This window comes from Streptomyces qaidamensis, from assembly GCF_001611795.1.
Lineage (GTDB): Bacteria > Actinomycetota > Actinomycetes > Streptomycetales > Streptomycetaceae > Streptomyces > Streptomyces qaidamensis.
This window is the reverse complement of sequence record NZ_CP015098.1, coordinates 2,180,063-2,205,709: the sequence shown is the minus strand read 5'-3', so window position 1 is coordinate 2,205,709 and position 25,647 is coordinate 2,180,063. Positions and strand designations below refer to the sequence as shown.

Here is a 25,647-nt window from a genome sequence, read left to right as displayed (position 1 = left end):
TCCCTACGGCACGACGACGATCTTGCGGCCGACCCCCGCCGCGAACTGCTCCAGCGCCTGCGGGTACCGCTCCAGCGGGATGCGGTCGCTGATGAAGACATCGGGGTCGAGGACGCCGTTCGCGAAGAGCTCCGCGGCCCGCTCGAAGCTGTGCAGCACCGCCATCGAGCCGGTGATGGTGATCTCCTGGTTGTAGATGCGGTACGGGTCGATCGTCACCCGCGTCGCGTAGTCGGCCACACCGAACTGCAGGAACGTGCCCGCCTTCGCCACCCGGTCCAGTCCGTCCTGGATCGCCGCCGCGTTGCCCGTGGCGTCCACGACCAGGTCCCAGCCCTGGGGGCGGTCCAGTTCGTCGGGGTTCGTCGCCGCCGCCGAGACGCCCAGGCGGCGGGCCGTCTCCAGGCGGGCAGGGTTCACGTCGACGACGTCCACGCTCGCCGCGCCCGTGCGCTTGGCCAGCTCCAGCATCATCAGGCCCATGGTGCCCGAGCCGTAGATCAGCACGTGCGCGCCGAGACGGGCCTGCAGGACGTCGTAGCCGCGCACGGCGCAGGAGAGGGGCTCGACGAGCGCCGCGTCCTCGGTGCGGACGTGTTCCGGGAGCTTCACGCAGTTCGCCACCGGGGCGAGGGCGTACTGTGCCGCGCCCCCGGCCGTGGTCACGCCGATCGCCGCCCAGCGTTCGCAGAGGTTGTTGTGGCCGGTGCGGCAGTAGCGGCACTCGTAGCAGTAGAGGGACGGGTCGACGGCGACCCGGTCGCCCACCGCCACCTCCGTGACCCGGGTGCCGACCCCGACCACCTCGCCCGCGAACTCGTGCCCGGGCACGATCGGCAGCTTCGGGGCGAACTCGCCCTGGAGAATGTGGAGGTCGGTTCCGCACAGGCCGCAGGCCGCGACCTCGACCACGACCTCGCGCGGGCCGGGCGTCGGGTCGGGGACCTCGGCGACGACGGCCTTGCCCACGGACTCGATGACGGCGGCCTTCATTTCACGGCTCCCAACGACAGACCCTGGACCAGCTTGTCCTGGGCGGCGAACCCCGCGGCGAGCACCGGCAGGGAGATGACGAGCGACGCGGCGCACACCTTCGCCAGGAACAGGCCCTGGCTGGTGATGAAGCCGGTCAGGAAGACGGGGGCGGTCTCGGCGACCACACCCGTGAGCACCCGGGCGAAGAGCAGTTCGTTCCAGCTGAAGATGAAGCAGATCAGGGCGGTGGCGGCGATACCGGGGAGGGAGATCGGGGCGACCACGCGCGCGAGGACCGTGGGCAGTCGTGCTCCGTCCACCCGGGCGGCCTCGATCACCGCGACCGGGATCTCGGCGAGGAAGGACTGCATCATCCACACCGCGATCGGCAGGTTCATGGAGGTGTAGAGGATGACCAGCAGCCAGATGTTGTCGAGCATCCCGGCGTTCTTGGCGAAGAGGTAGATCGGGAGCAGGCCCGCCACGGCCGGCAGCATCTTCGTGGAGAGGAAGAAGAACAGGACGTCCGTCCACTTGCGGACCCGGTTGATGGACAGCGCGTAGGCCGCCGGGAAGGCCAGCAGCAGGACCAGCAGGGTCGAGGCCACGGACGCGACCGTGGAGTTGATCAGTGCCGGCCAGGGGCTCGCGCCGCCGCCCGCGCCGAAGAACTCGCGGTAGCCGTCCAGGGTCAGGGCGGCCGCGAAGGACGGCGGGTTGGTCGCCGCGTCCGTCTCCGAGTGGAAGGACGTCAGCGCCATCCACGCGATGGGCAGGAAGAACGCGATGCCGAGCAGCCAGGCCAGCAGGCCCAGGCCCGCCCCCTTGCCACGGACACGGCGGGCGTGTGGTGCGGTCGTGCTCATGCGCGGGACACCTCCTCGCGGAACAGGGACGACACCACGCGCAGGGCGAAGGTCGCGATGACGATCGAGCCGATGACGACCAGGACGCCCGCGGCCGAGGCGAGGCCGTTCTCGTGGGCCTGGTAGAAGCTCTGGTAGACGGTGTAGGGGAGGTTGGCGGTGCCGAGGCCGCCGGAGGTGATCGTGAAGACCGCGTCGAAGTTCTGGACGATGTAGATCGAGCCCAGCAGGGCGCCCAGTTCGAGGTAGCGGCGCAGGTGCGGGAGCGTCAGGTGGACGAAGATCTGCCAGTCGCTCGCGCCGTCGACCCGGGCCGCCTCGATCTGCTCGTGGTCGCGGCTCTGCAGGCCGGCGAGCAGGATCAGCATCATGAAAGGCGTCCACTGCCAGACGAGGGATGCCTCGACCGCGAGCAGCGGGGTGCTGGAGATCCAGTCGGGCTGTGGCCCGCCCACATAGTGCAACAGCCCATTGAACAGGCCGTATTCAGGGTTGTAGAGCACATGCTTCCAGAGCAGGGCCGCCGCGACCGGCACCACCAGGAACGGCGCGATCAGCAGCGTCCGTACGATGCCCCGGCCGCGGAACCGCCGGTCCAGCAGGAGCGCGAGGACCAGTCCCAGCACCAGGCTGGCCAGCACCACCGCCACCGTCAGCAGCACGGTCGTCCACACCGAGTGGCGCAGGTCCGGGTCGGTGAGGACCTCTTGGTAGTTGTCCAGGCCGGTGAAGTGCCGGGCGTCCGGGTAGAGGCTGTTCCAGTCGAAGAACGAGATCACCAGCGTGGCCACGAAGGGCAGCTGGGTGACGACGATCATGAAGATCAGGGCGGGCAGCAGCGGGGCCCGGGTCGCCCAGGCGCGCAGCCGGGCGGAGGGTGGGCGGGCCGGGGCGCCCGTCCGGGGTGCGGCCACGGGGGCCGTTGTCGTGGCGGTCATCGTCCCTCGTACTCCTCGGAGATCTTCTCGGCGAGCGCCTGAGCCTTCTTCAGGGCCGACTCGACGGACTGGCGTCCGGCGATGGCCGCGCTGATCTCCTGGGAGACCTTGGTGCCGAGGTCGGTGAACTCGGGGATGCCGACGAACTGGATGCCGGGCGCGGGCCGCGGCTGCACGCCGGGGTCGTTCGGCCGGGCCTGCTCGATGGCCTCCTTGGTCATCTCCTGGAAGGCGGCGGCCTCCTTGCGGTAGTCGGCGTTGGCGTACGTGGAGGCCCGCTTGCCGGCCGGGACGTTCGACCAGCCGACCTCGTCGCCGACCAGTTCCTCGTAGCCCTTGCCGGACGCCCAGGAGACGAACTTCCAGGCGTTGTCCGGGTTGCGGGACGCCTTCTGGATGCCCCAGGCCCAGGTGTAGAGCCAGCCCGAGGACTCGGTCTTCTCGACGGGGGCGGGGGCGTAGCCGACCTTGCCCTTGACCGGGGAGTCGGCGGCCTCCAGGGAACCGGCCGCGGAGGTGGCGTCGTACCACATGGCGACCTTGCCCTGGGTCATGTTGTTCAGGCACTCGGCGAAGCCGGACTGGGCGGCGCCGGACTCGCCGTGCTCGCGCACCAGGTCGACATAGAACTTCGTCGCCTTCTCGAAGGCGGGGGAGTCGAGCTGCGCCTTCCAGTTCTTGTCGAACCAGGTGCCGCCGAAGGTGTTCACGACCGTCGTCAGCGGTGCCATCACCTCACCCCAGCCGGGCAGGCCGCGCAGGCAGATGCCCTTCATGCCGGGCTCGGCGCCGTCCGCCTTCGCGGCCAGGTCCGCCACCTGCTGCCAGGTGGGGTGCGCGGGCATCGTCAGGCCGTGCTTGTCGAACACGTCCTTGCGGTACATGAGGAAGGACGACTCGCCGTAGAAGGGCTGGCCGTAGAGCTTGCCGTCGTCCGCGGTGAGGGACTGGCGCATCGGCTTCAGGACGTCCTGCTCGTCGTAGGCGGGGTCCTTCGCGACGTAGCCGTTCATCTCGTGCAGCCAGCCGTTGCGGGCGTAGATCGGTATCTCGTAGTTGGACAGGGTGGCGACGTCGTACTGGCCGGCCTGGTTGGCGAAGTCCTGGCTGATCTTGTCGCGGACGTCGTTCTCGGGCAGGACGGTGAAGTTGACCTTGATGCCCGTCTCCCGGGTGAAGTGGGCGCGGGTCAGCTTCTGCAGCTCGACCATCTGGGGATTGTTGACCATGAGGACGTTGATGGCGTCGCCGCCGGATCCGGCCCCGCCCGCGCCGACCCAGCAGCCGGAGAGCAGCGGGGCGAGCAGCGTCCCTGCGGCGGCCAGGGCGAGCGGGGCTCGCGGTGGCCGTCGTCGGCTCTGGGTTCGCATGGATCGCTCCTGGATGTATAGGGAGATAAGGGGCATCGCAGGGCGTGCGGTCGCCCTGGGGGAGGTGGGTGGACGTGCGATCAGACGCGGATGACCTGCGGTCCGAGCAGCGAGTAGCGGTGGGCCTCGGCGGCCGGCAGCAGGGTGCTCGTCACGATCGTCTCCAGCGTGCCGACCTCGGCGAACCGGCAGAAGCTGACCGCTCCGAACTTGGTGTGCACGCCCGCGAAGACCACGCGCCGGGCGGCCCGGATCGCCTGCGTCTTGACCTCGCTGACGGCCGGGTCGGGGGTGGTGAGGCCGTGTTCGCGGGAAATGCCGTTGGCGCCGATGAACGCCAGGTCGATGACGAAGCCGGACAGCATCTTCGTCGTCCAGTGGTCGACGGTGGCGAGGGTGCCGCGCCGCACCCGGCCGCCGAGCAGCAGCACGGAGACGTGCTCGGCCTCGGCGAGGGCGCCCGCGACCGGCAGGGACGCGGTGACCACGGTCAGCGGCCGGTCCCGGGGGAGCGCCTCGGCGATGAGCTGGGGGGTGTAGCCCTCGTCGACGAAGACGGTCTCGGCGTCGCCGAGCAGCTCGGCCGCGGCGGCCGCGACCCGGCGCTTCTCGGGGACGTGGCTGGTGGCCCGGAAGGCGAGCGTCGTCTCGAAGCCGGCGCTCTCCACGGGGTAGGCGCCGCCATGGGTGCGGCGGAGCAGGCCGTGGTCCTCCAGGACGCGCAGGTCCCTTCGTACGGTTTCCTTGGCAACGCCCAGCTCGGTGGCGAGGGCGGTGACGTCGACCGAGCCGTCCCGCCGCGCGGCCAGCACGATCTCGCGCTGGCGTTCTTCCGCGGTCCTGTTCATGGCCGTCACCCACCTTCCTGCTGTGCTGCCCGTTCGGGCCCTCGGTCGGGCCTTGGGGGAAGTTCTACAGGGGGTGGGATGTGGTGACCAGGCCTGACCTGGGCCCGATACTGCCCGCGTGTGCCCGTTCGGGCGGGGCGGGCCCATGATGCGGGGGGTGCTGTGGTGTGGCGGCCGCGGGTTCGTCGTGGCTGGTCGCGCGGTCCCCGCGCCCCCGGGCGTGGCGCTGTCGCGCCTACGACCGGGGCACGGCTCGTGCCCGGATCCGCCTGCGGGCGGGCCCGTTCTCTGCCCGCCCGCCCTGGTTCGGGCTCTGTCCGGTCAGTACGGCCAGACCGGCGGGTCCGTCACGAACTGGCCGCCCAGGTAGGCGTGCGCCTCGTTGCCGTCCTGCAGTTCGCCCTGCTCGGCGATGAGCTTCTCGGCGTACGGCTCGGAGTCGTCCTGCGGCTCGTAGCCGAGCGCCCGGGCGCTGGTGAGGTCCCACCACAGCCGGGTGTTGGCGGAGGAGCCGTGCACGACGGTGTGGCCGACGTGCTCGGCGGTCAGGGCCGCGTGGAAGAGGCGGGCGCCGTCGGCGGGGCTCATCCACACCGAGAGCATGCGCACACTGGTCGGCGCGGGGAAGCAGGAGCCGATGCGCACCGAGACCGTCTCCAGGCCGTGCCTGTCCCAGTAGAGCTGTGCGAGATCCTCGCCGAAGCACTTGGACAGGCCGTAGAAGGTGTCCGGGCGGCGCGGGGTGTCGACCGGGATGAGGGGGGCGTCGCCCCGGGGGCGCGGGGTGTAGCCGACGGCGTGGTTGGAGGAGGCGAAGACGATCCTGCCGACGCCTTCTTCGCGGGCGGCCTCGTAGAGGTGGTAGGTGCCCTCGATATTGGCCTTGAGGATCTTCTCGAAGGGCGCTTCCAGGGAGATGCCCGCGAGGTGGAGGATCGCGTCGACGCCCCGGACGGCCTCGCGCACGGCGTCCCGGTCGGCCAGGTCGGCGGTGATCGCGTCGGGCTCGCCCTCGACCGGGCGCAGGTCCAGCAGGCGCAGGTCGTAGCCGTAGGCAGGGAGCAGGTCCCGCATCAGGGTGCCGAGGCCGCCGGCGGCGCCGGTGAGCAGGACGGTGCGGGGAGCGGGCATCCTCGGGTCTCCTTGATCGCCAACCATGCACATGAGCGCACGGCATTCATATGCGTGGACACGCTAAGGAGCTGGGGTGGAGCCCGTCAAGTATGCCGCGGAGGGGGCGAATCCGCAGGTGCGTCGCGGGTGTGCGCGCTTGACCGGCGCCGAGGCGGCGCCTTAGCGTGGAGTTGTTCAGAAATATAGACGCCAATCATGAATATGGAACCGGGAGAGCTTGTGACGCCAGCCCCTCTCGCCACACGACTCGACATCCCCAGCGGGCCGCTGTTCTTCCCGGTCACCGCCTATGGACCCGACGGCTCCGTGGACCTCGATACCTACCGCACGCACGTCCGGCGCGGGGTGGAGGCCGGAGCCGCCGCCGTGTTCGCCTGCTGCGGCACCGGCGAGTTCCACGCGCTGACGCCCGAGGAGTTCGAGGGCTGCGTCCGGGTCGCCGTCGAGGCCGCCGACGGGCGGGTGCCGGTCGTCGCCGGCGCCGGGTACGGCACCGCGCTCGCCGTGCGCTACGCCCGCCTCGCCGAGGCCGCCGGGGCGGACGGACTGCTCGCCATGCCGCCCTACCTCGTCGTCGCCGGGCAGGAGGGGCTGCTGCGGCACTACCGCGAGGTGGCCGCCGCGACCGCCCTTCCGGTCATCGTCTACCAGCGCGACAACGCCGTGTTCACCCCGCAGACGGTCGTCGCACTCGCCCGCACGGACGGGATCATCGGCCTGAAGGACGGGCTCGGCGACCTCGACCTCATGCAGCGCGTCGTCAGCGCCGTCCGCTGCGAAGCCCCGGGGGACTTCCTCTACTTCAACGGCCTGCCGACCGCCGAGCAGACCCAGCTCGCCTACCGGGCCCTCGGGGTCACGCTCTACTCGTCGGCCGTGTTCTGCTTCGCGCCGGAGATCGCCCTCGCCTTCCACCAGGCCCTCAGGACCGGCGACGACGCCACCGTGGCGAAGCTGCTGGACGGCTTCTACCGCCCGTTCGTCGAACTGCGCGACCGGGGCCGCGGCTACGCGGTCGCCCTGGTCAAGGCCGGCGTACGGCTGCGCGGCCTGGACGTGGGGGAGGTGCGGCCCCCGCTGCACGAGCCGAGCGGGGATCATGTGAAGCAGCTCGCCGAACTGATCGAGCGGGGCCACGCGCTGCTGGAGGAGGCCAAGTGAAGGCGTCGGCATTCGTCTACCCCTGGGACGTCAACGGGGATCCGGAGGCACCCGCACGGATCGCCGCGCTCGGCGTGGACCAGGTGACCCTGGCCGCCGCCTACCACTCCACCCGTGCCCTCACGCCCCGCCACCCGCGCCACCGCATCGTCACCGCCGAGCACGCCGCGGTGCTGTACCCGGCGGACGACCGCTGGGCCGGACGCGAGCTGCGGCCCTACGCGGCCGGCGCCTGGGCCCCCGGGGACGCCTTCGGCGAGGCCGCGGGCGTGCTCACCGAGGCCGGTCTGGAGGTGCACACCTGGGTCGTCCTCGCGCACAACTCCCGCCTGGGCGCCGAGCACCCGGACACCTCGGTCGTCAACGCCTACGGTGACCGTTACCCCTGGGCGCCCTGCATCGCACAGCCCGCCACGCGCGCCTACCTGACCGATCTGGCCGCCGAGGCCGCCGTCCGGCCCGGAGCGCGCGGCACCGAGCTGGAATCCCTCGGCTGGTACGGGCTGCAGCATCTGCACGCCCACGACAAGACCGGCGGCGTCGGCCTCGGGGACGCCGGCCAGTACCTGATGGCACTGTGCTTCTGCCCGTCCTGCCGGGAGGGCTACGGCCGGCACGGCCTGGACGCCGACCGGCTGGCCGCCGCCGTACGGACCGCGCTGGAGCCGGTGTGGCAGGGAGCGCCCTCCGACGGAGCCTGGGCGGGCATCGAGAAACTCCTCGGCGAGACCCTCGCGAACACCACGCGCGCGTACCGCGACGAAACCGCCCGCACGCTCCAGGAACAGGCCGTCGCGGCGGTCCGGGCAGCCGCTCCCGACGGCTTCCAGGTGCTGCTGCACGCGGACCCCGTCTCGTACCACGTCGGAGCCAACCCCGGCGTCGACCCGGAGCACATCCTGTCCGTCGCGGACGGTGTGGTCGTCCCCTGCGCGGGCGGCACCGGCACCCTCACGCCGTTCGCACGGCAGGAGCGCGAGCGCGCCGTCATCGCCGCCAACTTCACCGTCGTCTCGGGCATGGGCGGCAGCCCCGGCACCCTCGCCGCCGACGCCGCCGAGGCACGGCGGCTGGGCGCCACCGAACTGCGGCTGTATCACGCCGGACTGGCGTCCGACGACGATCTGGACACGGTCCGCTCCGCCCTCGCCGGGCGCTGAGGGGTCGCCCTCACCGCCCCGGGGCGGCTTCGGCCCCGGCCGGGGGAGCGCACAGCGCCGCCGCCGTCACCAGCAGGGCCACGCCCAGGGCCACCAGCACCGGCCGGTGGCCCACCGGCTCCACCAGGGCCGCCCCGGCGGCCAGCCCGGCCACGTTCGGCGCGTACACCAGCGTGTGGGCGGTGGCCGTGACCCGGCCCAGCAGCGCACCGGGCGTCTCGCGCTGCACGGACGTCAGCGCGGCGATCAGCACCGCGGGCAGCCCCGCGCCGATCGCCGCGCTGCACACGAGCGCAACCGGGTCGGACGGCACCGCCCGCAGGGCCACCGCGAGTGCCAGCAGGGCGATGCCGTAGGCCCCGAAGTGCCGCGCCCCCAGCCGGCGCAGGGCGGGGCCGGAGAGCAGGCCGACCGCCACCGAACCCGCGCCCTGCACGGCGTACAGCACACCGGCGTACGCCGGGGAGTGCCCGAGGCCGTCGACGACGGCGTACACCATCGCCCCGTTCAGTCCGGCGCACAGCATCGTGGCGCCGCCCGCCAGGACCAGGGGGCGCAGCACGGGGTGCGCCCACAGGTGGCGGGCCCCCTCCGCGCTCCGGCGCCGGCGCCCGCCGCGGTCCGGCGCGGGCTTCTCCTCCCGCACACGGAGCAGCGCGTACACCCCTGTGGCCAGCACGAACGTCGCCGCGTCCAGGAGGGCGACGCTCGCACCGCCGTACGCCGCGTACAGACCCGCGCCCGCCAGCGGGGCCAGCAGCTTCATGCCCTCGGTGGCCGTCATGCGCAGGCCGTTGAAGTCGCCCAGCAGGGAAGGGTCGACGGCGGCCGCGACCAGCGCCGACTCGGCCGCCTCGTGGACGACGCCCGCTGCCCCGTACACGAACAGAACGGCGTACAGCAGCCACAGGTCGCCCGGGGCGTCGATGCTCACCAGGGTGAGCAGGAGGGCGCCCAGCAGCAGGTTCACGCCGATCAGCAGCGGCTTGCGGCGGCCCCGGTCGGCGAGGGTGCCCAGCAGCGGGCCGGCCAGCGTCGGCACCCACAGGGCGAGCATGCACAGCGCTGCCAGGCCGTCCGAGCCGGTCAGATCCTTGACCCACACGCCCGAGGCCAGCCAGAGGGCCGAGGTGCCGAAGCCGGAGACCACCACTCCGGAGAGGCAGAGGCCCGCCTCGGGGTCGCGCAGGACGCGTACGAGGGGCCAGGTCGTTTTCGTCGTCATGCCTGGCCATCGTGCGGCTAAGGACCGTACGGAGGGATCGGGAGGATGCCCTGATTCCAGGAAATTCCAGTGGGGATGGTCAATCCCACTGTGAGGCGAGCATTTCCCCGAGCTTGCCGAGGCCCTGAACCCAGCCTTCCTCGTGGAGGGCCCGCCGCCGCTCCGTGGCGAAGTCGCCCTGGTCGAGGGTGAGGTGGGACTGTCTGACGTCGGTGTCGTACAGCGACAGCGTCACCACCGTCTCCCGGTCCTCGGGGTCGGGATCCTCCCAGCGGAAGGTGTACGACAGGCCTACCGGGGGATCGACGTCGATGTATTCGCCCACCAGGTAGAACAGCTCGCCTTCCGGTGGCTGCATCGCGATCCGGTAGGCGCCACCGGGGCGGAGGTCGATCTCCACACTCGGGGTGCCGAACCCGTCGGGGCCCCACCAGCGGGCCACTTCCCCCGGGTCGGTCAGCTCCCGGAACACGCGCACGGGCTCATCCGCCAACTCACACTCCAGATGCAGCCTCAGCTCGACGTCCTGTGTCATCGCGCACCACCTGCCGCCGAAGGTGCCTGGAATAACCCCTATATCCATTTTAGGATGGCTGGCCACGGGCCACGAGTCCGTAGCGATGAGTTTCGTGGCCGGAGTCGGTCTGCCTCTCAGGAACGGAAACCAGGAGGAGCAGCCGATGACCGACACGACCCAGACCCCGACCGTGGACCTCGGACCGCAGGCGGAGGTGGTGGCGCGCCTGGCGGCGGGCGTCACCGACGAGCAGCTCGCGGACCCGACGCCCTGCCCGAAGTACGCGGTGCGCAACGTGCTGGCCCACCTCGCCGGGCTCGCCGTCGCCTTCCGTGACGCAGGCCGCAAGGATCTGGGTGTCACGACCGACACCCGCCCGGACTCCACCGTGCCCGAGCTCGGGCACGGCTGGCGCGAGGAACTGCCCAGGGTGCTCGGCGAGATGGCCGAGGCCTGGCGTGATCCTGCCGCCTGGACCGGCATGACCCGCGCCGGGAGCGTGGACCTGCCCGGCGGGATCGCGGGCCTGGTCGCCACCGACGAACTGGTCGTCCACGGCTGGGACCTGGCCCGCGCCACCGGTCAGCGGTACGAGCCCGACCCGGCCGCGCTCCGGGTCTGTCACGACTTCCTCGCGGAGTCCGTCGACGACCCCGGCCGCGGCGCCATCTTCGGGCCCGTCGTCACGGTCGAGCCGGAGGCGTCCCTGCTGGCCCGGGCGGTGGGACTGAGCGGGCGGGACCCGGAGTGGGCCCCTCAGCCGTAGAAAGCGATTGCTGTTTCTTTGCCGAAAGCATTGACGAAGCCCACGCGCCCTCCTACCGTCATCGCGTCGTACTTCGTACGTCATATATGAGACGCGATACGCGAGATCCGATACGCGATCCACCGAGACGCGAGATCCGAGAGGCGCGCATGACCTCTGTGCCCACGCCGATCCCCTCCCGCACGCAGTACGTGCTGGAGGGGATCAAACACCGCATCCTCACCGGGCAGTTGACGCCGGGACAGGCGCTGGTCGAGACCGAACTCGCCGCGCAGTTCGGCGTGTCGAAGACCCCGGTGCGCGAGGCGCTCAAGACCCTCGCCGGGACCGGGCTGGTCGTGATGAACCAGTACAAGGGCGTCACCGTGCGCCTGGTGGACGCGGACATGGCGCGCGAGGTCTACGACGTACGGCTGCTGCTGGAGCCGGAGGCGCTGCGGCGCGCCGTGCAGCGCGGCGCCTCCCTGGACGTCGCCCGCGAGGCGCTGACCCGGGCCGACGCCGCCACCGACACCGCCGAACGCTCCCTCGCCAACCGGGAGTTCCACCGCGCCCTGTACCTGCCGTGCGGCAACCCGCTGCTCGGCCGGATGCTCGACGAGGTCCGCGACCAGGCCGCCCTGGTCTCCGCCGTCGCCTGGGCCGCCTCCCCCTCCTGGGAGCGGGAGGCCGGCGAGCACCGGGAGATCCTGCGGCTCGCGCTCGACGGCGACGCCGACGGCGCGGCGCGTGCCCTGCACGCCCACATCGCCTCCTTCGTGCAGCGCGCTTTCCCCCAGGCAGGACTGGAACAGGAAGGTCAGGAATGAGCAGCGTGGCGTTCGAGACCCAGCGGGCGGCCCTGGCCGACGTGGTGGCGATCCCGGTGACCCCGTTCGCCGAGGACGGCTCCGTCGCGCAGGACACCCACCGGGCCCTGCTGCGCCGCCTGCTCGACGGCGGCATCACGACCCTCACCCCGAACGGCAACACCGGCGAGTTCTACGCCCTGACCCCCGAAGAGCGCCGGCTCGTCACGGAGCTGACGATCGACGAGGCCGGCGAGCGGGCTGTCGTCCTGGTCGGCGTCGGACACGACATCCCCACCGCCGTCGCCTCCGCCCGGCACGCGCGGGAGCTCGGTGCCCACATGGTGATGGTCCACCAGCCGGTCCACCCGTACGTCTCACAGGCCGGCTGGGTCGACTACCACCGCGCCATCGCCGAGGCCGTGCCCGAGCTGGGCGTCGTGCCGTACATCCGCAACGCGCAGCTCACCGGCGCCCGGCTCGCCGAACTAGCCGACACCTGCCCGAACGTCATCGGCGTGAAGTACGCCGTCCCCGACGCGGCCAGATTCGCCGCGTTCGCCCGGGACGCGGGCCTTGAGCGGTTCGTCTGGGTGGCGGGACTCGCCGAGCCGTACGCCCCCTCCTACTTCTCCGCCGGAGCCACCGGCTTCACCTCGGGGCTGGTGAACGTCGCCCCGGCCGTCTCGCTGAACATGATCGAGGCGCTGCGCTCCGGCGACTACCGGGCCGCGATGAAGGTCTGGGAGCAGATCCGCCGCTTCGAGGAGCTGCGCGCGGCCAACGGCTCCGCCGACAACGTCACCGTAGTCAAGGAGGCCCTCGCCTCCCTCGGGCTGTGCCGCCGCGAGGTCCGTCCGCCGAGCAAGCCGCTGCCCGAGAGCGGTCGGGCCGAGGTCGCCGCGATCGCCGCGGGGTGGTCGATATGACCGGCAGACTGCGTCCCGAGGAGCTCAGGAGCCACCAGTGGTACGGCGCCGAGGGTCAGTTGCGCACCTGGTCGCACAACGCCCGTATGCGCCAGCTCGGTTACGAGGCGGAGGAGTACCTCGGTCGCCCGGTGATCGCCGTCCTGAACACCTGGTCCGACATCAACCCCTGCCACGTCCACCTGCGTGAGCGGGCCGAGGCGGTCAAGCGGGGGGTGTGGCAGGCGGGCGGCTTCCCGCTGGAGTTCCCGGTCGCCACGCTCTCCGAGACGTACCAGAAGCCGACCCCGATGCTCTACCGCAACCTGCTCGCGATGGAGACGGAGGAGCTGCTGCGGTCGTACCCCATCGACGCGGCGGTGCTGCTCGGCGGCTGCGACAAGTCGACGCCCGCGCTGCTCATGGGCGCGGCCTCGGCCGACGTACCGTCCCTCTTCGTGCCCGCGGGGCCGATGCTGCCGGGCCACTGGCGCGGTGAGACCCTCGGGTCCGGTACCGACATGTGGAAGTACTGGGACGAGCACCGCGCCGGCAACCTGACCGACTGCGAACTGAGGGAGCTGCAGGGCGGGTTGGCCCGGTCGCCCGGTCACTGCATGACCATGGGGACCGCGTCGACCATGACCGCGGCGGCGGAGGCCCTCGGCATGACGCTGCCGGGCGCCTCCTCGATCCCGGCCGTCGACTCCGGGCACGAGCGGATGGCCGCCGCCTCCGGGCGCCGTGCCGTGGAGCTCGCCTGGACCGCGCTGAAGCCGTCCCGGATCCTCACCCGCGAGGCCTTCGAGGACGCCGTCACCACGGTCCTCGGGCTCGGCGGCTCGACCAACGCCGTCATCCACCTCATCGCGATGGCGGGGCGCTGCCGGGTGGACCTCACCCTCGACGACTTCGACCGCATCGCCCGCACCGTGCCGGTGCTCGCCAACGTCCGGCCCGGCGGACAGAGGTACCTCATGGAGGACTTCCACTTCGCCGGCGGTCTGCCCGCCTTCCTCTCGCGGGTCACCGACCTGCTGCACCTGGACCGGCCCACCGTCAACGGAACCCTGGGAGAGCAGATCGAGGGCGCCGTCGTCCACGACGACGACGTCATCCGCCCCCGCGAGAACCCGGTCGCCGCCGAGGGCGGGGTCGCCGTACTGCGCGGCAACCTCTGCCCCGACGGTGCGGTCATCAAGCACATCGCCGCCGAGCCGCACCTGCTCAAGCACACCGGTCCCGCCGTCGTCTTCGACGACTACAAGACCATGCAGCGCACCATCAACGACCCGGAGTTGGGGATCACCGCGGACAGCGTCCTGGTGCTGCGCAACTCCGGACCCAAGGGCGGCCCGGGCATGCCCGAGTACGGCATGCTCCCCATCCCCGACCACCTGCTCAAGCAGGGCGTCCGGGACATGGTCCGGATCTCCGACGCCCGGATGAGCGGCACGAGCTACGGCGCCTGCGCCCTGCACATCGCGCCCGAGTCGTACGTCGGCGGGCCGCTGGCCCTGGTCCGCAGCGGTGACTCGATCACCCTGGACGTCGAGGCCAGGACCCTCCACCTCGACGTGAGCGAGGAGGAGTTGGAGAGCCGTCGCAAGGACTGGGCTCCCCCGCCCACCCGCTACGAACGCGGCTACGGCGCCCTGTACAACGACCAGATCACCCAGGCCGACACAGGCTGCGACTTCGAGTTCTTGGCAAGGCCGGGCAAGGCCCCGGATCCCTACGCCGGTTGACCCGTCCCACCCAGGGGCGCGGGGCTGTATCGACATGCGGCTCCGCCACGTGGGCGCGACACACCCCATCGGACCCGTACCCGCCGCACAACAGCAAGAGGCGTCCCGTACCGCGAACAGGGGCCTCCGCATATCCAGAAAGCGCTTCCTGCGCCACGAAAGCAAGCCGCACCGAGACGTACCGAGATCGGAGACCCTGTCATGGCCCAAGTCGCAGCCGTGGCGAAACCGCCCGCGCCACCCCGGCGGCGCCGGGCCTCCGCCACGCCGCGCAGGCTCCCGTACCTGCTGATCGCACCGGCCGCCCTGCTGATGCTGGGCTTCATCGCCTACCCGGTCATCAGCGTCTTCTACTACAGCCTGCAGAACTACAACCCCACCAAGCCATGGCGGAACGGCTACGCGGGCTTCGACAACTTCGTCCATGCCTTCACCAAGGACCCCGTCTTCTGGGACACCCTGGTCTTCAGCGCCAAGTGGGTCGTCGTCGAGGTCGGACTCCAGCTGCTGTTCGGTCTCGCGCTCGCCCTGATCGTCAACCAGACCTTCGTGGGCCGGGGCCTGGGACGCGCCCTGGTCTTCTCCCCGTGGGCCGTCTCCGGCGTGCTGACCTCCGCGATCTGGGTGCTGCTCTACAACTCCCAGACGGGCATCACCCGTTACCTCGCCGACATGGGCATCGGCTCCTACGGCACGAGCTGGCTGTCGGACACCTCCACCGTGTTCCCGGCGGCGGTCGTGGCCGACCTGTGGCGCGGCGTGCCGTTCTTCGCGATCCTCATCCTCGCCGACCTCCAGTCCGTCTCGAAGGACCTGTACGAGGCCGCCGAGGTCGACGGCGCCAGCCGCATCAAGCAGTTCTGGCACATCACGCTGCCGCACCTGAAGGACGCCATCATCCTGTCCACGCTGCTGCGCGCGGTCTGGGAGTTCAACAACGTCGACCTGCTCTACACCCTGACCGGCGGCGGCCCCGCGGGCGAGACGACCACGCTGCCGCTGTACATCGCCAACACATCCGTCGACGCCCACAACTTCGGCTACGCGTCGGCCCTGACCACGGTGGCGTTCGTGATCCTGCTCTTCTGCTCGATGGTCTACCTGCGGCTGAGCAAGTTCGGAGGCGAGAGCAAGTGAGCGTCAAGGAAGCCACCAAGACGGCGCCCGCCCCCGTGCACGCCGCCCCCGAACCGCCGCGGCCCGCCAAGGGCCACCGCGCCTGGGACGAGGCGCCCCGCTGGCAGATCTACCTGCCCCTGGGCATCTACCTCCTCTTCACCCTCGTCCCCTTCTACTGGATCCTGCTCTTCTCACTGCGCCCGGCCGGCTCGACCTCGCTCGTGCCCTGGCCGATGACCTTCGACCACTTCGAGAAGGTCTGGACGGAGCGCAGCTTCGGCACCTACTTCGGCAACAGCGTGCTCGTCGGCGTCGCCACGCTGCTCATGACGACGCTCGTCGCGCTGGCCGGCGGTTACGCCCTCGCCCGGTTCGACTTCAAGGTCAAGCGGGCGTTCATGCTGGCCCTGCTCTGCTCCCAGTTCGTGCCGGGCGCGCTGCTGCTGGTGCCGCTGTTCGAGATCTTCGCCGAACTGCAGATGATCAACTCGCTCGGCAGTGTCATCCTCGCCGAGACGGTCTTCCAGTTGCCGCTGTCGATGATCCTCATCAGCAACTTCATCAAGAACGTGCCGTACTCCCTGGAGGAGGCGGCCTGGGTCGACGGCTGCAACCGCATGACGGCCTTTCGGATCGTGGTGCTGCCCCTGCTGCGGCCCGGTCTGATCGCCGTCGGCTCGTTCGCCTTCGTCCACTCCTGGAACCACTTCCTGTTCGCCCTGATGTTCCTGAACAACCAGGACAAGCAGACGATCCCCGTCGGCCTCAACTCCCTGATGAGCGCGGACAGCGTGGACCTGGGCGCGCTCGCCGCGGGCGGCATCATCGCGGCCGTGCCGGTGGTGATCGTGTTCGCCTTCATCCAGAAGTGGCTGATCACCGGGTTCAGTGCGGGGGCGGTGAAGGGATGAGGGGCGGACAACTGGCCGTCGCGGCCGGGCTGTTGGCGGTGCTCTGCGTGCCCGCGCACGCCGAGGCCCGGGACATCGGCCGCGACACCCTCCCCGCGAACGACGGCTGGGCCGCCGAGGGAGCGGGCACCACCGGAGGCGCGGCGGCCGACGCCGGCCACGTGTACACGGTCACCGACCGGGCCGGACTGGTCCGGGCCCTCGACGGCGGCAGCGACACCCCGAAGATCATCAAGATCGCCGGGACGGTCGACGCCAACACCGACGACGACGGCGCCCGGCTGGACTGCGCCGACTACGCCACCGGCGGCTACGCCCTGAAGAAGTACCTCGCCGCCTACGACCCCCGCACCTGGGGCTCCGCCAAGCCCAGCGGCCCCCAGGAGGAGGCCCGCCAGGCCTCCGCCGCCCGGCAGGCCGAGCGGATCGTGCTGCCCGTCGGCTCGAACACCACTCTCGTCGGCCTGGGCGACTCGGCCGTCCTGAAGGGCGCGAGCCTCCAGGTGAGGAACGCGGACAACGTGATCATCCGCAACCTCGACGTGCGCGACGCCTACGACTGCTTCCCCGTCTGGCAGCCCAACTCCGGCGGCCTCGGCGACTGGAAGACGGCCTACGACAACATCTGGCTGACCGGCGCCACCCATGTGTGGGTGGATCACGTGACCCTGAGCGACAAGGGCCACCCGGACGCGAAGGAACCCACCCACTTCGCCCGCAACTACCTGCGCCACGACGGCCTGCTGGACATCACCAACGGCTCCGATCTCGTCACCGTCTCCTGGAGCCGCTTCGCCGGCCACGACAAGGCGATGCTCATCGGCAGCGGCGACACCGCCACCGGCGACCGCGGCAGGCTCCGGGTCACCCTGCACCACAACGCGTTCGAGTCCGTCGTCCAGCGCGCCCCGCGCGTCCGCTTCGGCCAGGTCCACGTCTACAACAACCGGTACGACATCACCGGCGACGACTACCGCTACTCGCTCGGCGTCTCCACCGAGTCACGGATGTACGCCGAGAACAACGCCTTCCACACACCCGGCCACGTGGAGGTCGCCGACCTGGTCAAGAGCTGGAACGGCAGCGCCCTGCACCAGAGCGGCACGCTCTTCAACGGCTTCCCGGTCGACCTGCTCGCCATCCACAACGCCTACAACTCGGGCAGCGAGCGCGATCTGACGGCCGACGTCGGCTGGACGCCCACCCTGCACGGGCGGATCGACAGTGCCCGGGAGGCCGACCGGGCGGTGGCCCGCGGCGCGGGTGCGGGGAGGATCCCATGACCGGTCGCATGATCGACTCCATGAGTGAATCCCCGAGCGATCGCCTGAGCACCCCCCTGCCCGTCGTCCTCGCCGGGGCCCGCGGGCACGGCCGCTGGCACGTCGAGAACATCCGCCGCCTGCAGCACAAGGGCATCGTCCGGCTCGTCGGGATCTGCGAGCTGACGCCGCTGACCGAGGAGGAACTGGGCGACCTGGGCGCTCCCGAGCAGTCCGCCGACTTCGGCGCCCTGCTGGACTCCACCGGCGCCCGGGTCGCGGTGATCTGCACACCGATCCCGACCCACACCGACCTCGCCCTCACCGCGGCCGAGCGGGGGGTGCACCTCCTCCTGGAGAAGCCGCCCGCCCCCTCCTACGCCGAGTTCCGCCGGATGGCCGACGGGGTCGCCGCTGCCGGGGTCGTCTGCCAGATCGGCTTCCAGTCGCTGGGCTCGCACGCCCTGACGGCCGTCCGCGAGCTGATCGAGAAGGGCGCGATCGGCAAGCTCGTCGGGCTCGGCGGCGCCGGCGCCTGGGTGCGCGACGAGGACTACTTCCGGCGGGCGCCCTGGGCGGGCAAACGGCGGCTGAACGGCGTCGAGGTGATCGACGGGGCACTGACCAACCCCCTCGCACACGCCGTCGCCACCGCCCTCGCCCTGAGCGGCAGCACCCGCGCCGAAGACGTCGCCGGCATCGAGACCGAGCTGCTGCGCGCCAACGCCATCGAGTCCGACGACACCTCCTGCGTCCGGATCACCACCGCGCAGGGCCACCCGGTGACCGTCGCCGCGACGCTGTGCGCAGAGCGGGCGGACGAGCCGTACGTGCTGGTGCACGGCAGCAGCGGCCGGATCACCTTCTGGTACAAGCAGGACCGGGTGCTGCTCCAGCGCGCGGGGCACGGCCCGGAGGAGTCCGAGCACGGCCGCACCGATCTGCTGGAGAACCTCGTCGAGCACCTCACCACCGGCGTGGACCTGCTCGTCCCGCCGGACGAGACCGGCGCCTTCATGAAGGTCGTGGAGGCCATCCGCACCGCTCCCGACCCGGCACCGCTGCCGGACACCGCCTGGCACCGCATCCCCGGCGAGAACCGCCGGGTCGTGCCGGGCATCGACGGACTCGTCGCGGCCGCCGCCGACACCCTCTCCCTCTACTCCGAGCTCGGCGCCCCCTGGGCGCCCCCGTCGAACGAGGTGAGCACCCGATGACCAGCAACGACACCGCGGTCCTGCGCGTCGCGGGCCGGCCGGTCGGCCGGTACGTCACCCGGCCCGAGCTGCCGGCCCGGCTCTCCCCGCGCCCCTATCTGCACCCCGTCACCACCCTGGCCGGCACGGCCGTGACCGAACTCGCCCCTGCCGACCACGCACACCACCTCGGCGTCGGTGTCGCCGTTCCCGACGTCGAGGGGTTCAACTTCTGGGGCGGGCGCACCTACGTCCGCGGCCAGGGCCCCACCGAGCTCGACAACCACGGCGCGCAGCGGCACATCGCCTTCCAGCTGCGCGACCCGGACGGCTTCGTGGAGGAGCTGCGCTGGGTCAGCGCGGGCGGCGAGCTGCTGCGCGAACGCCGGACGGTCGCGGCCACCGAACTCACCGACCGGGCCTGGGCGCTGGACCTCACGTTCTCCCTCACCAACGTCACCAGGAACGCGCTGTCGATCGGCAGCCCCGCGACCAACGGGCGCCCGGGCGCCGCCTACGGCGGCTTCTTCTGGCGGGCCCGCAAGGAGCCCTGCGCGCCGGAGGTCTTCACGGCCGCCGCCGACGGCGAGGAGAAGGTCCACGGCAACCCCGCCGACTGGCTCGCCCTGCGGGGCGCCACCTGGACGCTGGTCTTCGCCGGCGCCACCGAACGGACCCGCCGCGACCCGTGGTTCGTGCGCACCGAGGAGTACCCGGGCGTCGGCTCCTCCCTGGCCCACGACGAACGGGTGCCGGTCCCGCCGGGTGAGACCGTCGTGCGCCGGGTGGTCACCGTCGTCGCCGACGGCCGTCTCGACCGCGACGCCGCGGCGTCCCTCGTCCGCAAGGCGGTGAGCCCGTGACCTCCGAGACCTACCGCAATCCGATCCTGAACGCCGACTGGTCCGACCCGGACGTCGTCCGCGTCGGCGACGACTTCTACCTGACCGCCTCCAGCTTCGGGCGCGCCCCCGGCCTGCCGCTGCTGCACTCCCGCGACCTCGTCAACTGGACCCTGGTCGGCCACGCCCTGGAACGCCTGGAACCGGCCGAGGAGTTCGCGACACCCCGCCACGACTGCGGCGTCTGGGCCCCGTCCCTCAGGTATCACGACGAACGCTTCTGGATCTTCTGGGGCGATCCCGACCAGGGCATCTTCCAGGTCAACGCCCCGGCGGTCCGTGGTCCCTGGACCCGCCCGCACCTGCTGAAGGCGGGCAAGGGCCTGATCGACCCGTGCCCCCTGTGGGACGAGGAGACCGGTGAGGCCTACCTGGTCCACGCCTGGGCCAAGTCCCGCTCCGGCGTCAAGAACCGCCTCACCGGCCACCGGATGCGCCCCGACGGCACCGACCTCCTCGACGAGGGCAAGGTGATCGTCGACGGGGACCGCATACCCGGCTGGTTCACCCTCGAAGGCCCCAAGCTCTACCGGCACGACGGCTGGTTCTGGATCCTCGCCCCCGCCGGCGGTGTGGAGACCGGCTGGCAGGGCGCCTTCCGCTCGCGCGGCTTCTTCGGGCCGTACGAGGAGAGGATCGTCCTGGAGCAGAAGGACACCGACGTCAACGGCCCCCACCAGGGCGGCTGGGTGCGCACCCGGTCGGGGGAGGACTGGTTCCTGCACTTCCAGCAGCGCGGCGCCTACGGCCGGGTCGTCCACCTCCAGCCGATGCGCTGGGGCCCGGACGGCTGGCCGGTGCTCGGGGACGACGGCGCCCCCGTCGCCGTACACGAGAAGCCGGACCTGCCGCCGCAGCCGCCCGCCGCGCCCGCCACCGACGACGACTTCCCCGGCGGACGGTACGGCCGCCAGTGGCAGTGGACGGCCAACCCGGGCGACGGCTGGGCCACCCAGCACTCCGGGGACGGACTGCGGCTGACCTGCGTACGCTCGGCCGACACGCACGACCTCCGCACACTCCCGAACGTCCTCACTCAGCGGCTGCCCGGCACCCCGTCCGCCGTCGAGGTGGAGCTGCGCCTGCACAGTGAGGAGCCAGGGGCGCGGGCCGGACTCGCGGTCCTCGGGGACGCGTTCGGCTGGATCGGCCTTCAGCGCGGGGCCGACGGCACGGTCCACCTCGTGCACCGGTTCGCCGAGGGGGTCGCCGAGCGGGAGCGCGACGCGGCCCACCCGCGCCTCGCACCCGAGGGGCGCGTCGGACTCCGCATCGAGATCGGCGCCGGAGCCCGCTGCCGCTTCTCCTACGACCTCGGCGACGGTCCGTGTCCGTCCGGTCCCGTTTTCGCCGCCACGCCCTGGCGCTGGGTCGGCGCCCTGCTGGGCCTCTTCGCCCTCGCGCCCGTCGGGTCGGGACACGCGGGCGCCGCCACGTTCACGCAGTTCCGGATCACCGACTTGTAACCCATCGCACCTGTACGCCCATCACGCCTGTTGGGAGCCGCAATGACGCACCTCCGTAGCAAGCGCTTGCCCAGACCGGGTGTCGCCCTGGCCGCCGTCGCGGGCCTGGTCGCCGCCCTGGGACTGGGCGCGACCGGGGAGGCAAGGGCCGCCGAACCCGCCCCCGCCGGGATGTCCGCACCGGCGGCCGCCCGCTGGACCGACCAGGCCCACGGCTTCGCCTCGCTGGCCGGAGGAACCACGGGAGGTGCCGGCGGCAAGGTCGTCACGGTCACCGACCAGGCCTCGCTGGCGAAGTACGCGGCCGCCGAGGAGCCCTACGTCATCCGGGTGGCGGGGACGGTCGCCGTCGAGCCCTTCGGCTCGGACATCGTCGTCGCCTCGAACAAGACGATCATCGGCGTCGGCGACACCGGTGAGATCGTCCACGGCGAACTGCACCTCGACCCCGGCACGCACAACGTCATCATCCGCAACCTGACGATCCGCGACTCCTACGTCGAGGGCGACTGGGACGGCAAGACCACCGACTTCGACGCCATCCAGATGGATGCCGTCCACCACGTCTGGATCGACCACAACCGCTTCACCCACATGGGCGACGGCCTGCTCGACATCCGCAAAGACAGCCAGTACGTGACCGTCTCCTACAACGAGTTCAGCAACCACAACAAGGCGTTCGGGATCGGCTGGACGACCAACGTCCAGACGCAGATCACCATCGACCACAACTGGTTCACCGGCACGAAGCAGCGCAATCCCTCGGCGGACAACTGCGCCTACGCGCACCTCTACAACAACTACATCTCCGCACAGGTGGCCGATGGCGACCCCGTGTGGACGTACGGGAACTGGTCCCGGGGCCGCAGCAAGATGGTCATCGAGAACAGCTACTACGACCGGGTCCAGCACCCCTACCAGGCCGACACCACCGCGGAGTTGGTGGAGCGGGGCTCGATCCTGAGGAAGACGAGCGGGCGGACGGACGAGTGGGGTGCCGCCTTCGACCCGCGGGACTTCTACGACTACCGGCTCGATCCCGCGGCCGCCGTCCCCGCCCTGGTGAAGAAGTTCTCCGGTCCGCAGCGGCAGATCGGCGTGACCCTCGACGTCCCGGGCGCCTACCCGACCGTGCAGGCCGCCGTGGACGCCGTGCCGGACGGCAACGACGTGCCGGTGACGATCGCGGTCGCGCCGGGCACCTACCGGGAGAAGGTGTTCATCCCGGCGGCCAAGCCGAAGATCCTGCTCCGGGGGACGGGACACGACCGCTCCGACACCGTCATCGTCCACGACACGCCCGCCGAGTACGGCGGTTCCACGGGCAGCGCCACCGTGCGGATCGCCGCGAACGACGTCACCGCCCGCAACCTCACCTTCAGCAACGACTTCGACGAGTCCGCGGTCGAGCTGAAGGGCGAGCAGGCCCTCGCCATGAAGACGACCGGCGACCGGATCGTCTTCGAGGACACCGCCTTCCTGGGAAACCAGGACACCCTGATGACCGACAGCCCCAAGCTGAACGTGATCAGCCGGGTGTACGTCCGCGACTCGTACATCGAAGGTGACGTCGACTTCATCTACGGGCGGGCGACGACCGTGATCGAGCGGTCCGTGATCAAGGCGCTCAGCCGGGGATCCGCGACCAACAACGGCTACATCACGGCCGCTTCGACGTGGAAGGACAACCCGTACGGGTTCCTGATCACCCGCTCGAAGATCGTGAGCGACGCCCCGGCCGGGAGCTTCCACCTCGGCCGGCCCTGGCACCCGGGCGGCGAGCCGAACGCGGTGGCCCAAGTGCTGATCCGCGACACCCGGCTGCCTGCCGCGGTCAAGTCCTCGCCGTGGACGGACATGAGTGGCTTCTCGTGGAAGGACGCGCGCTTCACGGAGTACCAGAACTACGGGCCGGGGGCCGCTGTCACCCAGGACCGTCCGCAGATGAGCGATGAGGACGCGAGGACGCACACCGTCACCGCCTACCTCAAGGGCAGCGACAACTGGGCGCCCCACGCACGCCACTGACCCCCCTCAACTTCACATCTCCGTTTGATCCAGAAGAGAGAGCCGACCATGAAGAGCAGCATTCGCAGAAGCAGGCGCGCGGCCACGGCCGTCGCCCTGGGCTCCGTCCTCGCCCTGACCGCGACCGCCTGCGGTGACGACGGCAGCGGCGCCGGTGGAGACAAGGGGTCCGAGGGCAGCGGCAAGGGCGAGATCGTCTTCTGGGACAACAACGGCGGTGTCCGTACGGACATCTGGAAGCAGATCATCGCCGACTTCGAGAAGGCGAACCCGTCCATCAAGGTCGAGTACGTCGGTATCGCCGCCACCGAGTACCAGTCCAAGGTCGACACCGCCATCCAGGGCGGCGGTCTGCCGGACGTCGGCGGCGTCGGCGCGGCGATGGCCGCCGGGTTCGCCGCCCAGAACGCGCTGGACCCCCTGGACGGCCGACTCGGCAAGTCCACGATCAAGGACAAGCTCAACGAGGGCATGGTCGAGTCGCTGAAGTCCGCCGGTGGCGGGGACACGCTGTACTCGATCCCGACCTCCGCGAACAACGGCACCCTCTACTACCGCACCGATCTGTTCGAGAAGGCCGGCCTGGACGCGCCCACCACCTGGGAGAAGTTCTACGAGGCCGCCGAGAAGCTCACCGACGCCAAGAAGAACGAGTTCGGCTACACCATCCGTGGCGGCGCGGGCTCCATCGCACAGGCGCTGGACGCGATGTACGGGCAGTCGGGCATCACGTCCTTCTGGGACGCGAGCGGCAAGAAGACCACGGTCAACGACCCGAAGAACGTCGAGGCGCTGGAGAAGTACGCCGGTCTGTACAAGAAGTACACGCCGGCCGCCGACCTCAACAACGACTTCACCAAGATGGTCGCGCAGTGGGACTCCGGCACGATCGGGATGCTCAACCACAACCTGGGCTCCTACCAGGACCATGTGAAGGCGCTCGGCACCGACAAGTTCCGCGGCATCCCGCAGCCCACCGGCCCCGGTGGCAAGCGCGTCCAGGTGTCCAACCCGGTCGACGGTCTCGGCCTGTTCAAGAGCTCCAAGAACAAGGAGGCCGCCTGGAAGTTCATCGAGTTCGCCGCCTCGCACGAGTCCAACTCCAAGTGGAACGAGTCGGCCGGCGCCATCCCGTCCAACACGGACGCCGCCAAGGACGCCTGGATCTCCAAGGCCGAGCCGACCAAGCTCGCCGCAGACGCCCTCAACGACGGCTCCACCACCATCGTCCAGCTGCCGTACTACCTGCCCGACTGGAACACCATCTCCAAGGCCGAGAACGAGCCCGGCTTCCAGAAGGTCCTGCTCGGTGACATGAGCGCCAAGGAGTTCCTGGACAAGATGGCCGACCAGCTGAACGAGGCCCAGGCGGAGTGGGACCAGCAGAAGAGCTGACGCTGCCGGGGAACCGCCCTGGGACGGCCTGTGATGTGCAGGCCACGGGCCGTCCCGGGCCGGTCGCGCGTACGCGGCGGAGCCACGTACGGAATCACCCCCGCGCCACCGGGGGCCCGCTGAAAGAAGGGTTTGTCGTGTCACTGAGCCGTAGACAAGTCACCGCGGCCGCTGTTGCCGCCGTTCCTCTCACCTTCGCCGCGACCGGTACCGCGCAAGCCACCGGCCGCCGCGCCCGAACCCTCTACATCGCCGGTGATTCCACCGCCGCACAGAAGTACACCGACGCAGCTCCCGAGACCGGGTGGGGAATGGCGCTTCCGTTCTTCCTCCACAAGGACCGTCCGGTCGCCAATCACGCGGTCAACGGCCGTAGTTCCAAGAGCTTCGTCGATGAGGGACGGCTCGACGTCATCCTCCGGCAGATCAGGCCGGGCGACTTCCTGCTCATCCAGTTCGGCCACAACGACGAGAAGGTGAACGACCCCACCCGGTACACCGAGCCCTGGACGACGTACCAGGACCATCTGCGGATGTACATCGACGGGGCCCGGGAGCGTGGGGCCCGGCCCGTGCTCGCCACGTCCGTCGAGCGGCGCAAGTTCAACGCGGCCGGCAAGGCGCTGCCGAGCCACGGCGAATACCCGGCGGCCATGCGGGCGCTCGCCAAGCAGGAGGGGGTGACACTGCTCGACATCCAGGCGCTGTCGATCGCGCTGTGGCAGCGGCTGGGGGTCGAGGAGACGAAGAAGTACTTCAACTGGACCGCGACCGAGCAGGACAACACGCACTTCAACCCGCCCGGCGCGATCTCCGTGGCGCGGCTCGTGGCGCGAGAGCTGCTGCGTACCCGGGTGCTCGCGCCGAGCGAGGTGCGCCGGCTGGACGAGACGATTCCCGAGTCCTGGATCACCTGGCCGAAGGCCACCGCGTAACCCCCCCGTCCCTGGAAAAGGAGAACCGC

General features: G+C 70.9%; 23 protein-coding genes. 15 read left to right on the top strand and 8 right to left on the bottom strand.

Annotated elements, in window-relative coordinates:
- Window positions 1–3 precede the first annotated feature (3 nt).
- The 6 genes from A4E84_RS09645 to A4E84_RS09620 all read right to left on the bottom strand — a co-directional run bounded on the left by A4E84_RS09645 (window position 4) and on the right by A4E84_RS09620 (window position 6,128).
- A complete protein-coding gene (locus A4E84_RS09645; protein WP_062926146.1) occupies window positions 4–993 on the bottom strand; it encodes a zinc-dependent alcohol dehydrogenase family protein in 990 nt (329 codons plus the stop codon).
- Window positions 990–1,841 carry a carbohydrate ABC transporter permease gene (locus tag A4E84_RS09640; RefSeq protein ID WP_062926145.1) on the bottom strand — a complete coding sequence of 284 codons (852 nt, stop codon included), beginning with the start codon at window positions 1,839–1,841 and terminating at the stop codon, window positions 990–992. Before A4E84_RS09640 ends, A4E84_RS09645 begins: the two co-directional genes overlap by 4 nt.
- On the bottom strand, window positions 1,838–2,779 hold the full coding sequence (locus tag A4E84_RS09635; protein WP_062926144.1) for a carbohydrate ABC transporter permease: 942 nt from the start codon (window positions 2,777–2,779) through the stop codon (window positions 1,838–1,840). The genes A4E84_RS09640 and A4E84_RS09635 overlap by 4 nt, the downstream gene beginning before the upstream one ends.
- Window positions 2,776–4,149: an ABC transporter substrate-binding protein gene (locus tag A4E84_RS09630; protein ID WP_062926143.1), complete on the bottom strand. Its 1,374-nt coding sequence runs from the start codon at window positions 4,147–4,149 to the stop codon at window positions 2,776–2,778. The genes A4E84_RS09635 and A4E84_RS09630 overlap by 4 nt, the downstream gene beginning before the upstream one ends.
- A gap of 80 nt (window positions 4,150–4,229) precedes the next feature.
- Entirely contained in the window at window positions 4,230–4,997 is a 768-nt protein-coding gene (locus tag A4E84_RS09625) for a DeoR/GlpR family DNA-binding transcription regulator (RefSeq protein ID WP_062926142.1), read from the bottom strand.
- A 321-nt stretch (window positions 4,998–5,318) separates the two neighbouring features.
- Window positions 5,319–6,128 (bottom strand): NAD-dependent epimerase/dehydratase family protein, encoded by an 810-nt coding sequence (locus A4E84_RS09620; RefSeq protein WP_062926141.1) that lies wholly within the window; start codon window positions 6,126–6,128, stop codon window positions 5,319–5,321.
- A 222-nt stretch (window positions 6,129–6,350) separates the two neighbouring features.
- On the opposite strand from A4E84_RS09620, the gene A4E84_RS09615 reads away from it, so the two are divergent.
- Both A4E84_RS09615 and A4E84_RS09610 read left to right on the top strand, forming a co-directional pair.
- A complete protein-coding gene (locus tag A4E84_RS09615) occupies window positions 6,351–7,292 on the top strand; it encodes a 5-dehydro-4-deoxyglucarate dehydratase (protein WP_062926140.1) in 942 nt (313 codons plus the stop codon).
- Entirely contained in the window at window positions 7,289–8,452 is a 1,164-nt protein-coding gene (locus tag A4E84_RS09610; protein WP_062926139.1) for a hypothetical protein, read from the top strand. Before A4E84_RS09615 ends, A4E84_RS09610 begins: the two co-directional genes overlap by 4 nt.
- 10 nt (window positions 8,453–8,462) lie before the next feature.
- Here A4E84_RS09610 and A4E84_RS09605 read toward each other — a convergent pair whose 3' ends face one another.
- Together A4E84_RS09605 and A4E84_RS09600 are read right to left on the bottom strand one after the other, a co-directional pair.
- On the bottom strand, window positions 8,463–9,677 hold the full coding sequence (locus A4E84_RS09605) for an MFS transporter (protein WP_062926138.1): 1,215 nt from the start codon (window positions 9,675–9,677) through the stop codon (window positions 8,463–8,465).
- A gap of 79 nt (window positions 9,678–9,756) precedes the next feature.
- Window positions 9,757–10,212, bottom strand: coding sequence for an SRPBCC family protein (locus tag A4E84_RS09600; RefSeq protein ID WP_062926137.1), 456 nt, complete (start codon window positions 10,210–10,212; stop codon window positions 9,757–9,759).
- Window positions 10,213–10,357: 145 nt separating this feature from the next.
- Here A4E84_RS09600 and A4E84_RS09595 point away from each other — a divergent pair, with 145 nt between their 5' ends.
- The 13 genes from A4E84_RS09595 (at window position 10,358) to A4E84_RS09535 (ending at window position 25,618) form a co-directional block, all read left to right on the top strand.
- On the top strand, window positions 10,358–10,960 hold the full coding sequence (locus A4E84_RS09595; RefSeq protein WP_062931380.1) for a TIGR03086 family metal-binding protein: 603 nt from the start codon (window positions 10,358–10,360) through the stop codon (window positions 10,958–10,960).
- Window positions 10,961–11,109: 149 nt separating this feature from the next.
- Window positions 11,110–11,769, top strand: a complete 660-nt coding sequence (locus A4E84_RS09590) for a GntR family transcriptional regulator (RefSeq protein WP_062926136.1) — start codon at window positions 11,110–11,112, stop codon at window positions 11,767–11,769.
- The gene (locus A4E84_RS09585) at window positions 11,766–12,677 is read left to right on the top strand and encodes a dihydrodipicolinate synthase family protein (RefSeq protein WP_062926135.1); all 912 of its coding nucleotides are present in this window, start codon (window positions 11,766–11,768) and stop codon (window positions 12,675–12,677) included. Before A4E84_RS09590 ends, A4E84_RS09585 begins: the two co-directional genes overlap by 4 nt.
- Window positions 12,674–14,404 carry an L-arabinonate dehydratase gene (araD, locus tag A4E84_RS09580; RefSeq protein WP_062926134.1) on the top strand — a complete coding sequence of 577 codons (1,731 nt, stop codon included), beginning with the start codon at window positions 12,674–12,676 and terminating at the stop codon, window positions 14,402–14,404. The genes A4E84_RS09585 and araD overlap by 4 nt, the downstream gene beginning before the upstream one ends.
- A 201-nt stretch (window positions 14,405–14,605) precedes the next feature.
- Window positions 14,606–15,541 (top strand): carbohydrate ABC transporter permease, encoded by a 936-nt coding sequence (locus tag A4E84_RS09575; protein ID WP_062926133.1) that lies wholly within the window; start codon window positions 14,606–14,608, stop codon window positions 15,539–15,541.
- The gene (locus A4E84_RS09570; protein WP_062926132.1) at window positions 15,538–16,434 is read left to right on the top strand and encodes a carbohydrate ABC transporter permease; all 897 of its coding nucleotides are present in this window, start codon (window positions 15,538–15,540) and stop codon (window positions 16,432–16,434) included. Before A4E84_RS09575 ends, A4E84_RS09570 begins: the two co-directional genes overlap by 4 nt.
- Window positions 16,431–17,717 carry a pectate lyase family protein gene (locus tag A4E84_RS09565; protein WP_062926131.1) on the top strand — a complete coding sequence of 429 codons (1,287 nt, stop codon included), beginning with the start codon at window positions 16,431–16,433 and terminating at the stop codon, window positions 17,715–17,717. The genes A4E84_RS09570 and A4E84_RS09565 overlap by 4 nt, the downstream gene beginning before the upstream one ends.
- Window positions 17,714–18,913, top strand: a complete 1,200-nt coding sequence (locus A4E84_RS09560) for a Gfo/Idh/MocA family protein (RefSeq protein ID WP_174569414.1) — start codon at window positions 17,714–17,716, stop codon at window positions 18,911–18,913. The genes A4E84_RS09565 and A4E84_RS09560 overlap by 4 nt, the downstream gene beginning before the upstream one ends.
- Window positions 18,910–19,755, top strand: a complete 846-nt coding sequence (locus tag A4E84_RS09555; protein WP_062926130.1) for a DUF6807 domain-containing protein — start codon at window positions 18,910–18,912, stop codon at window positions 19,753–19,755. Before A4E84_RS09560 ends, A4E84_RS09555 begins: the two co-directional genes overlap by 4 nt.
- A complete protein-coding gene (locus A4E84_RS09550) occupies window positions 19,752–21,260 on the top strand; it encodes a glycoside hydrolase family 43 protein (RefSeq protein ID WP_062926129.1) in 1,509 nt (502 codons plus the stop codon). The genes A4E84_RS09555 and A4E84_RS09550 overlap by 4 nt, the downstream gene beginning before the upstream one ends.
- A 42-nt stretch (window positions 21,261–21,302) precedes the next feature.
- Complete coding sequence (locus A4E84_RS09545) at window positions 21,303–23,288, top strand: pectinesterase family protein (RefSeq protein ID WP_062926128.1); 1,986 nt, start codon at window positions 21,303–21,305, stop codon at window positions 23,286–23,288.
- A gap of 48 nt (window positions 23,289–23,336) precedes the next feature.
- Window positions 23,337–24,683: an ABC transporter substrate-binding protein gene (locus A4E84_RS09540; protein ID WP_062926127.1), complete on the top strand. Its 1,347-nt coding sequence runs from the start codon at window positions 23,337–23,339 to the stop codon at window positions 24,681–24,683.
- A 137-nt stretch (window positions 24,684–24,820) separates the two neighbouring features.
- Window positions 24,821–25,618, top strand: coding sequence for a rhamnogalacturonan acetylesterase (locus A4E84_RS09535; RefSeq protein ID WP_062926126.1), 798 nt, complete (start codon window positions 24,821–24,823; stop codon window positions 25,616–25,618).
- Window positions 25,619–25,647 lie beyond the last annotated feature (29 nt).

Excerpts from the sequence above, each read along its gene's own strand:
- A4E84_RS09625 (WP_062926142.1), bottom strand. The coding sequence starts at position 4,997 with ATGAACAGGACCGCGGAAGAACGCCAGCGCGAGATCGTGCTGGCCGCG.
- A4E84_RS09555 (WP_062926130.1), top strand. The coding sequence starts at position 18,910 with ATGACCAGCAACGACACCGCGGTCCTGCGCGTCGCGGGCCGGCCGGTC.
- A4E84_RS09540 (WP_062926127.1), top strand. The coding sequence starts at position 23,337 with ATGAAGAGCAGCATTCGCAGAAGCAGGCGCGCGGCCACGGCCGTCGCC.
- A4E84_RS09605 (WP_062926138.1), bottom strand. The coding sequence starts at position 9,677 with ATGACGACGAAAACGACCTGGCCCCTCGTACGCGTCCTGCGCGACCCC.
- A4E84_RS09545 (WP_062926128.1), top strand. The coding sequence starts at position 21,303 with ATGACGCACCTCCGTAGCAAGCGCTTGCCCAGACCGGGTGTCGCCCTG.
- A4E84_RS09560 (WP_174569414.1), top strand. The coding sequence starts at position 17,714 with ATGACCGGTCGCATGATCGACTCCATGAGTGAATCCCCGAGCGATCGC.
- A4E84_RS09575 (WP_062926133.1), top strand. The coding sequence starts at position 14,606 with ATGGCCCAAGTCGCAGCCGTGGCGAAACCGCCCGCGCCACCCCGGCGG.
- A4E84_RS09640 (WP_062926145.1), bottom strand. The coding sequence starts at position 1,841 with ATGAGCACGACCGCACCACACGCCCGCCGTGTCCGTGGCAAGGGGGCG.
- A4E84_RS09645 (WP_062926146.1), bottom strand. The coding sequence starts at position 993 with ATGAAGGCCGCCGTCATCGAGTCCGTGGGCAAGGCCGTCGTCGCCGAG.
- A4E84_RS09630 (WP_062926143.1), bottom strand. The coding sequence starts at position 4,149 with ATGCGAACCCAGAGCCGACGACGGCCACCGCGAGCCCCGCTCGCCCTG.
- A4E84_RS09595 (WP_062931380.1), top strand. The coding sequence starts at position 10,358 with ATGACCGACACGACCCAGACCCCGACCGTGGACCTCGGACCGCAGGCG.
- A4E84_RS09600 (WP_062926137.1), bottom strand. The coding sequence starts at position 10,212 with ATGACACAGGACGTCGAGCTGAGGCTGCATCTGGAGTGTGAGTTGGCG.
- A4E84_RS09585 (WP_062926135.1), top strand. The coding sequence starts at position 11,766 with ATGAGCAGCGTGGCGTTCGAGACCCAGCGGGCGGCCCTGGCCGACGTG.
- A4E84_RS09635 (WP_062926144.1), bottom strand. The coding sequence starts at position 2,779 with ATGACCGCCACGACAACGGCCCCCGTGGCCGCACCCCGGACGGGCGCC.
- A4E84_RS09590 (WP_062926136.1), top strand. The coding sequence starts at position 11,110 with ATGACCTCTGTGCCCACGCCGATCCCCTCCCGCACGCAGTACGTGCTG.
- A4E84_RS09565 (WP_062926131.1), top strand. The coding sequence starts at position 16,431 with ATGAGGGGCGGACAACTGGCCGTCGCGGCCGGGCTGTTGGCGGTGCTC.
- araD (WP_062926134.1), top strand. The coding sequence starts at position 12,674 with ATGACCGGCAGACTGCGTCCCGAGGAGCTCAGGAGCCACCAGTGGTAC.
- A4E84_RS09620 (WP_062926141.1), bottom strand. The coding sequence starts at position 6,128 with ATGCCCGCTCCCCGCACCGTCCTGCTCACCGGCGCCGCCGGCGGCCTC.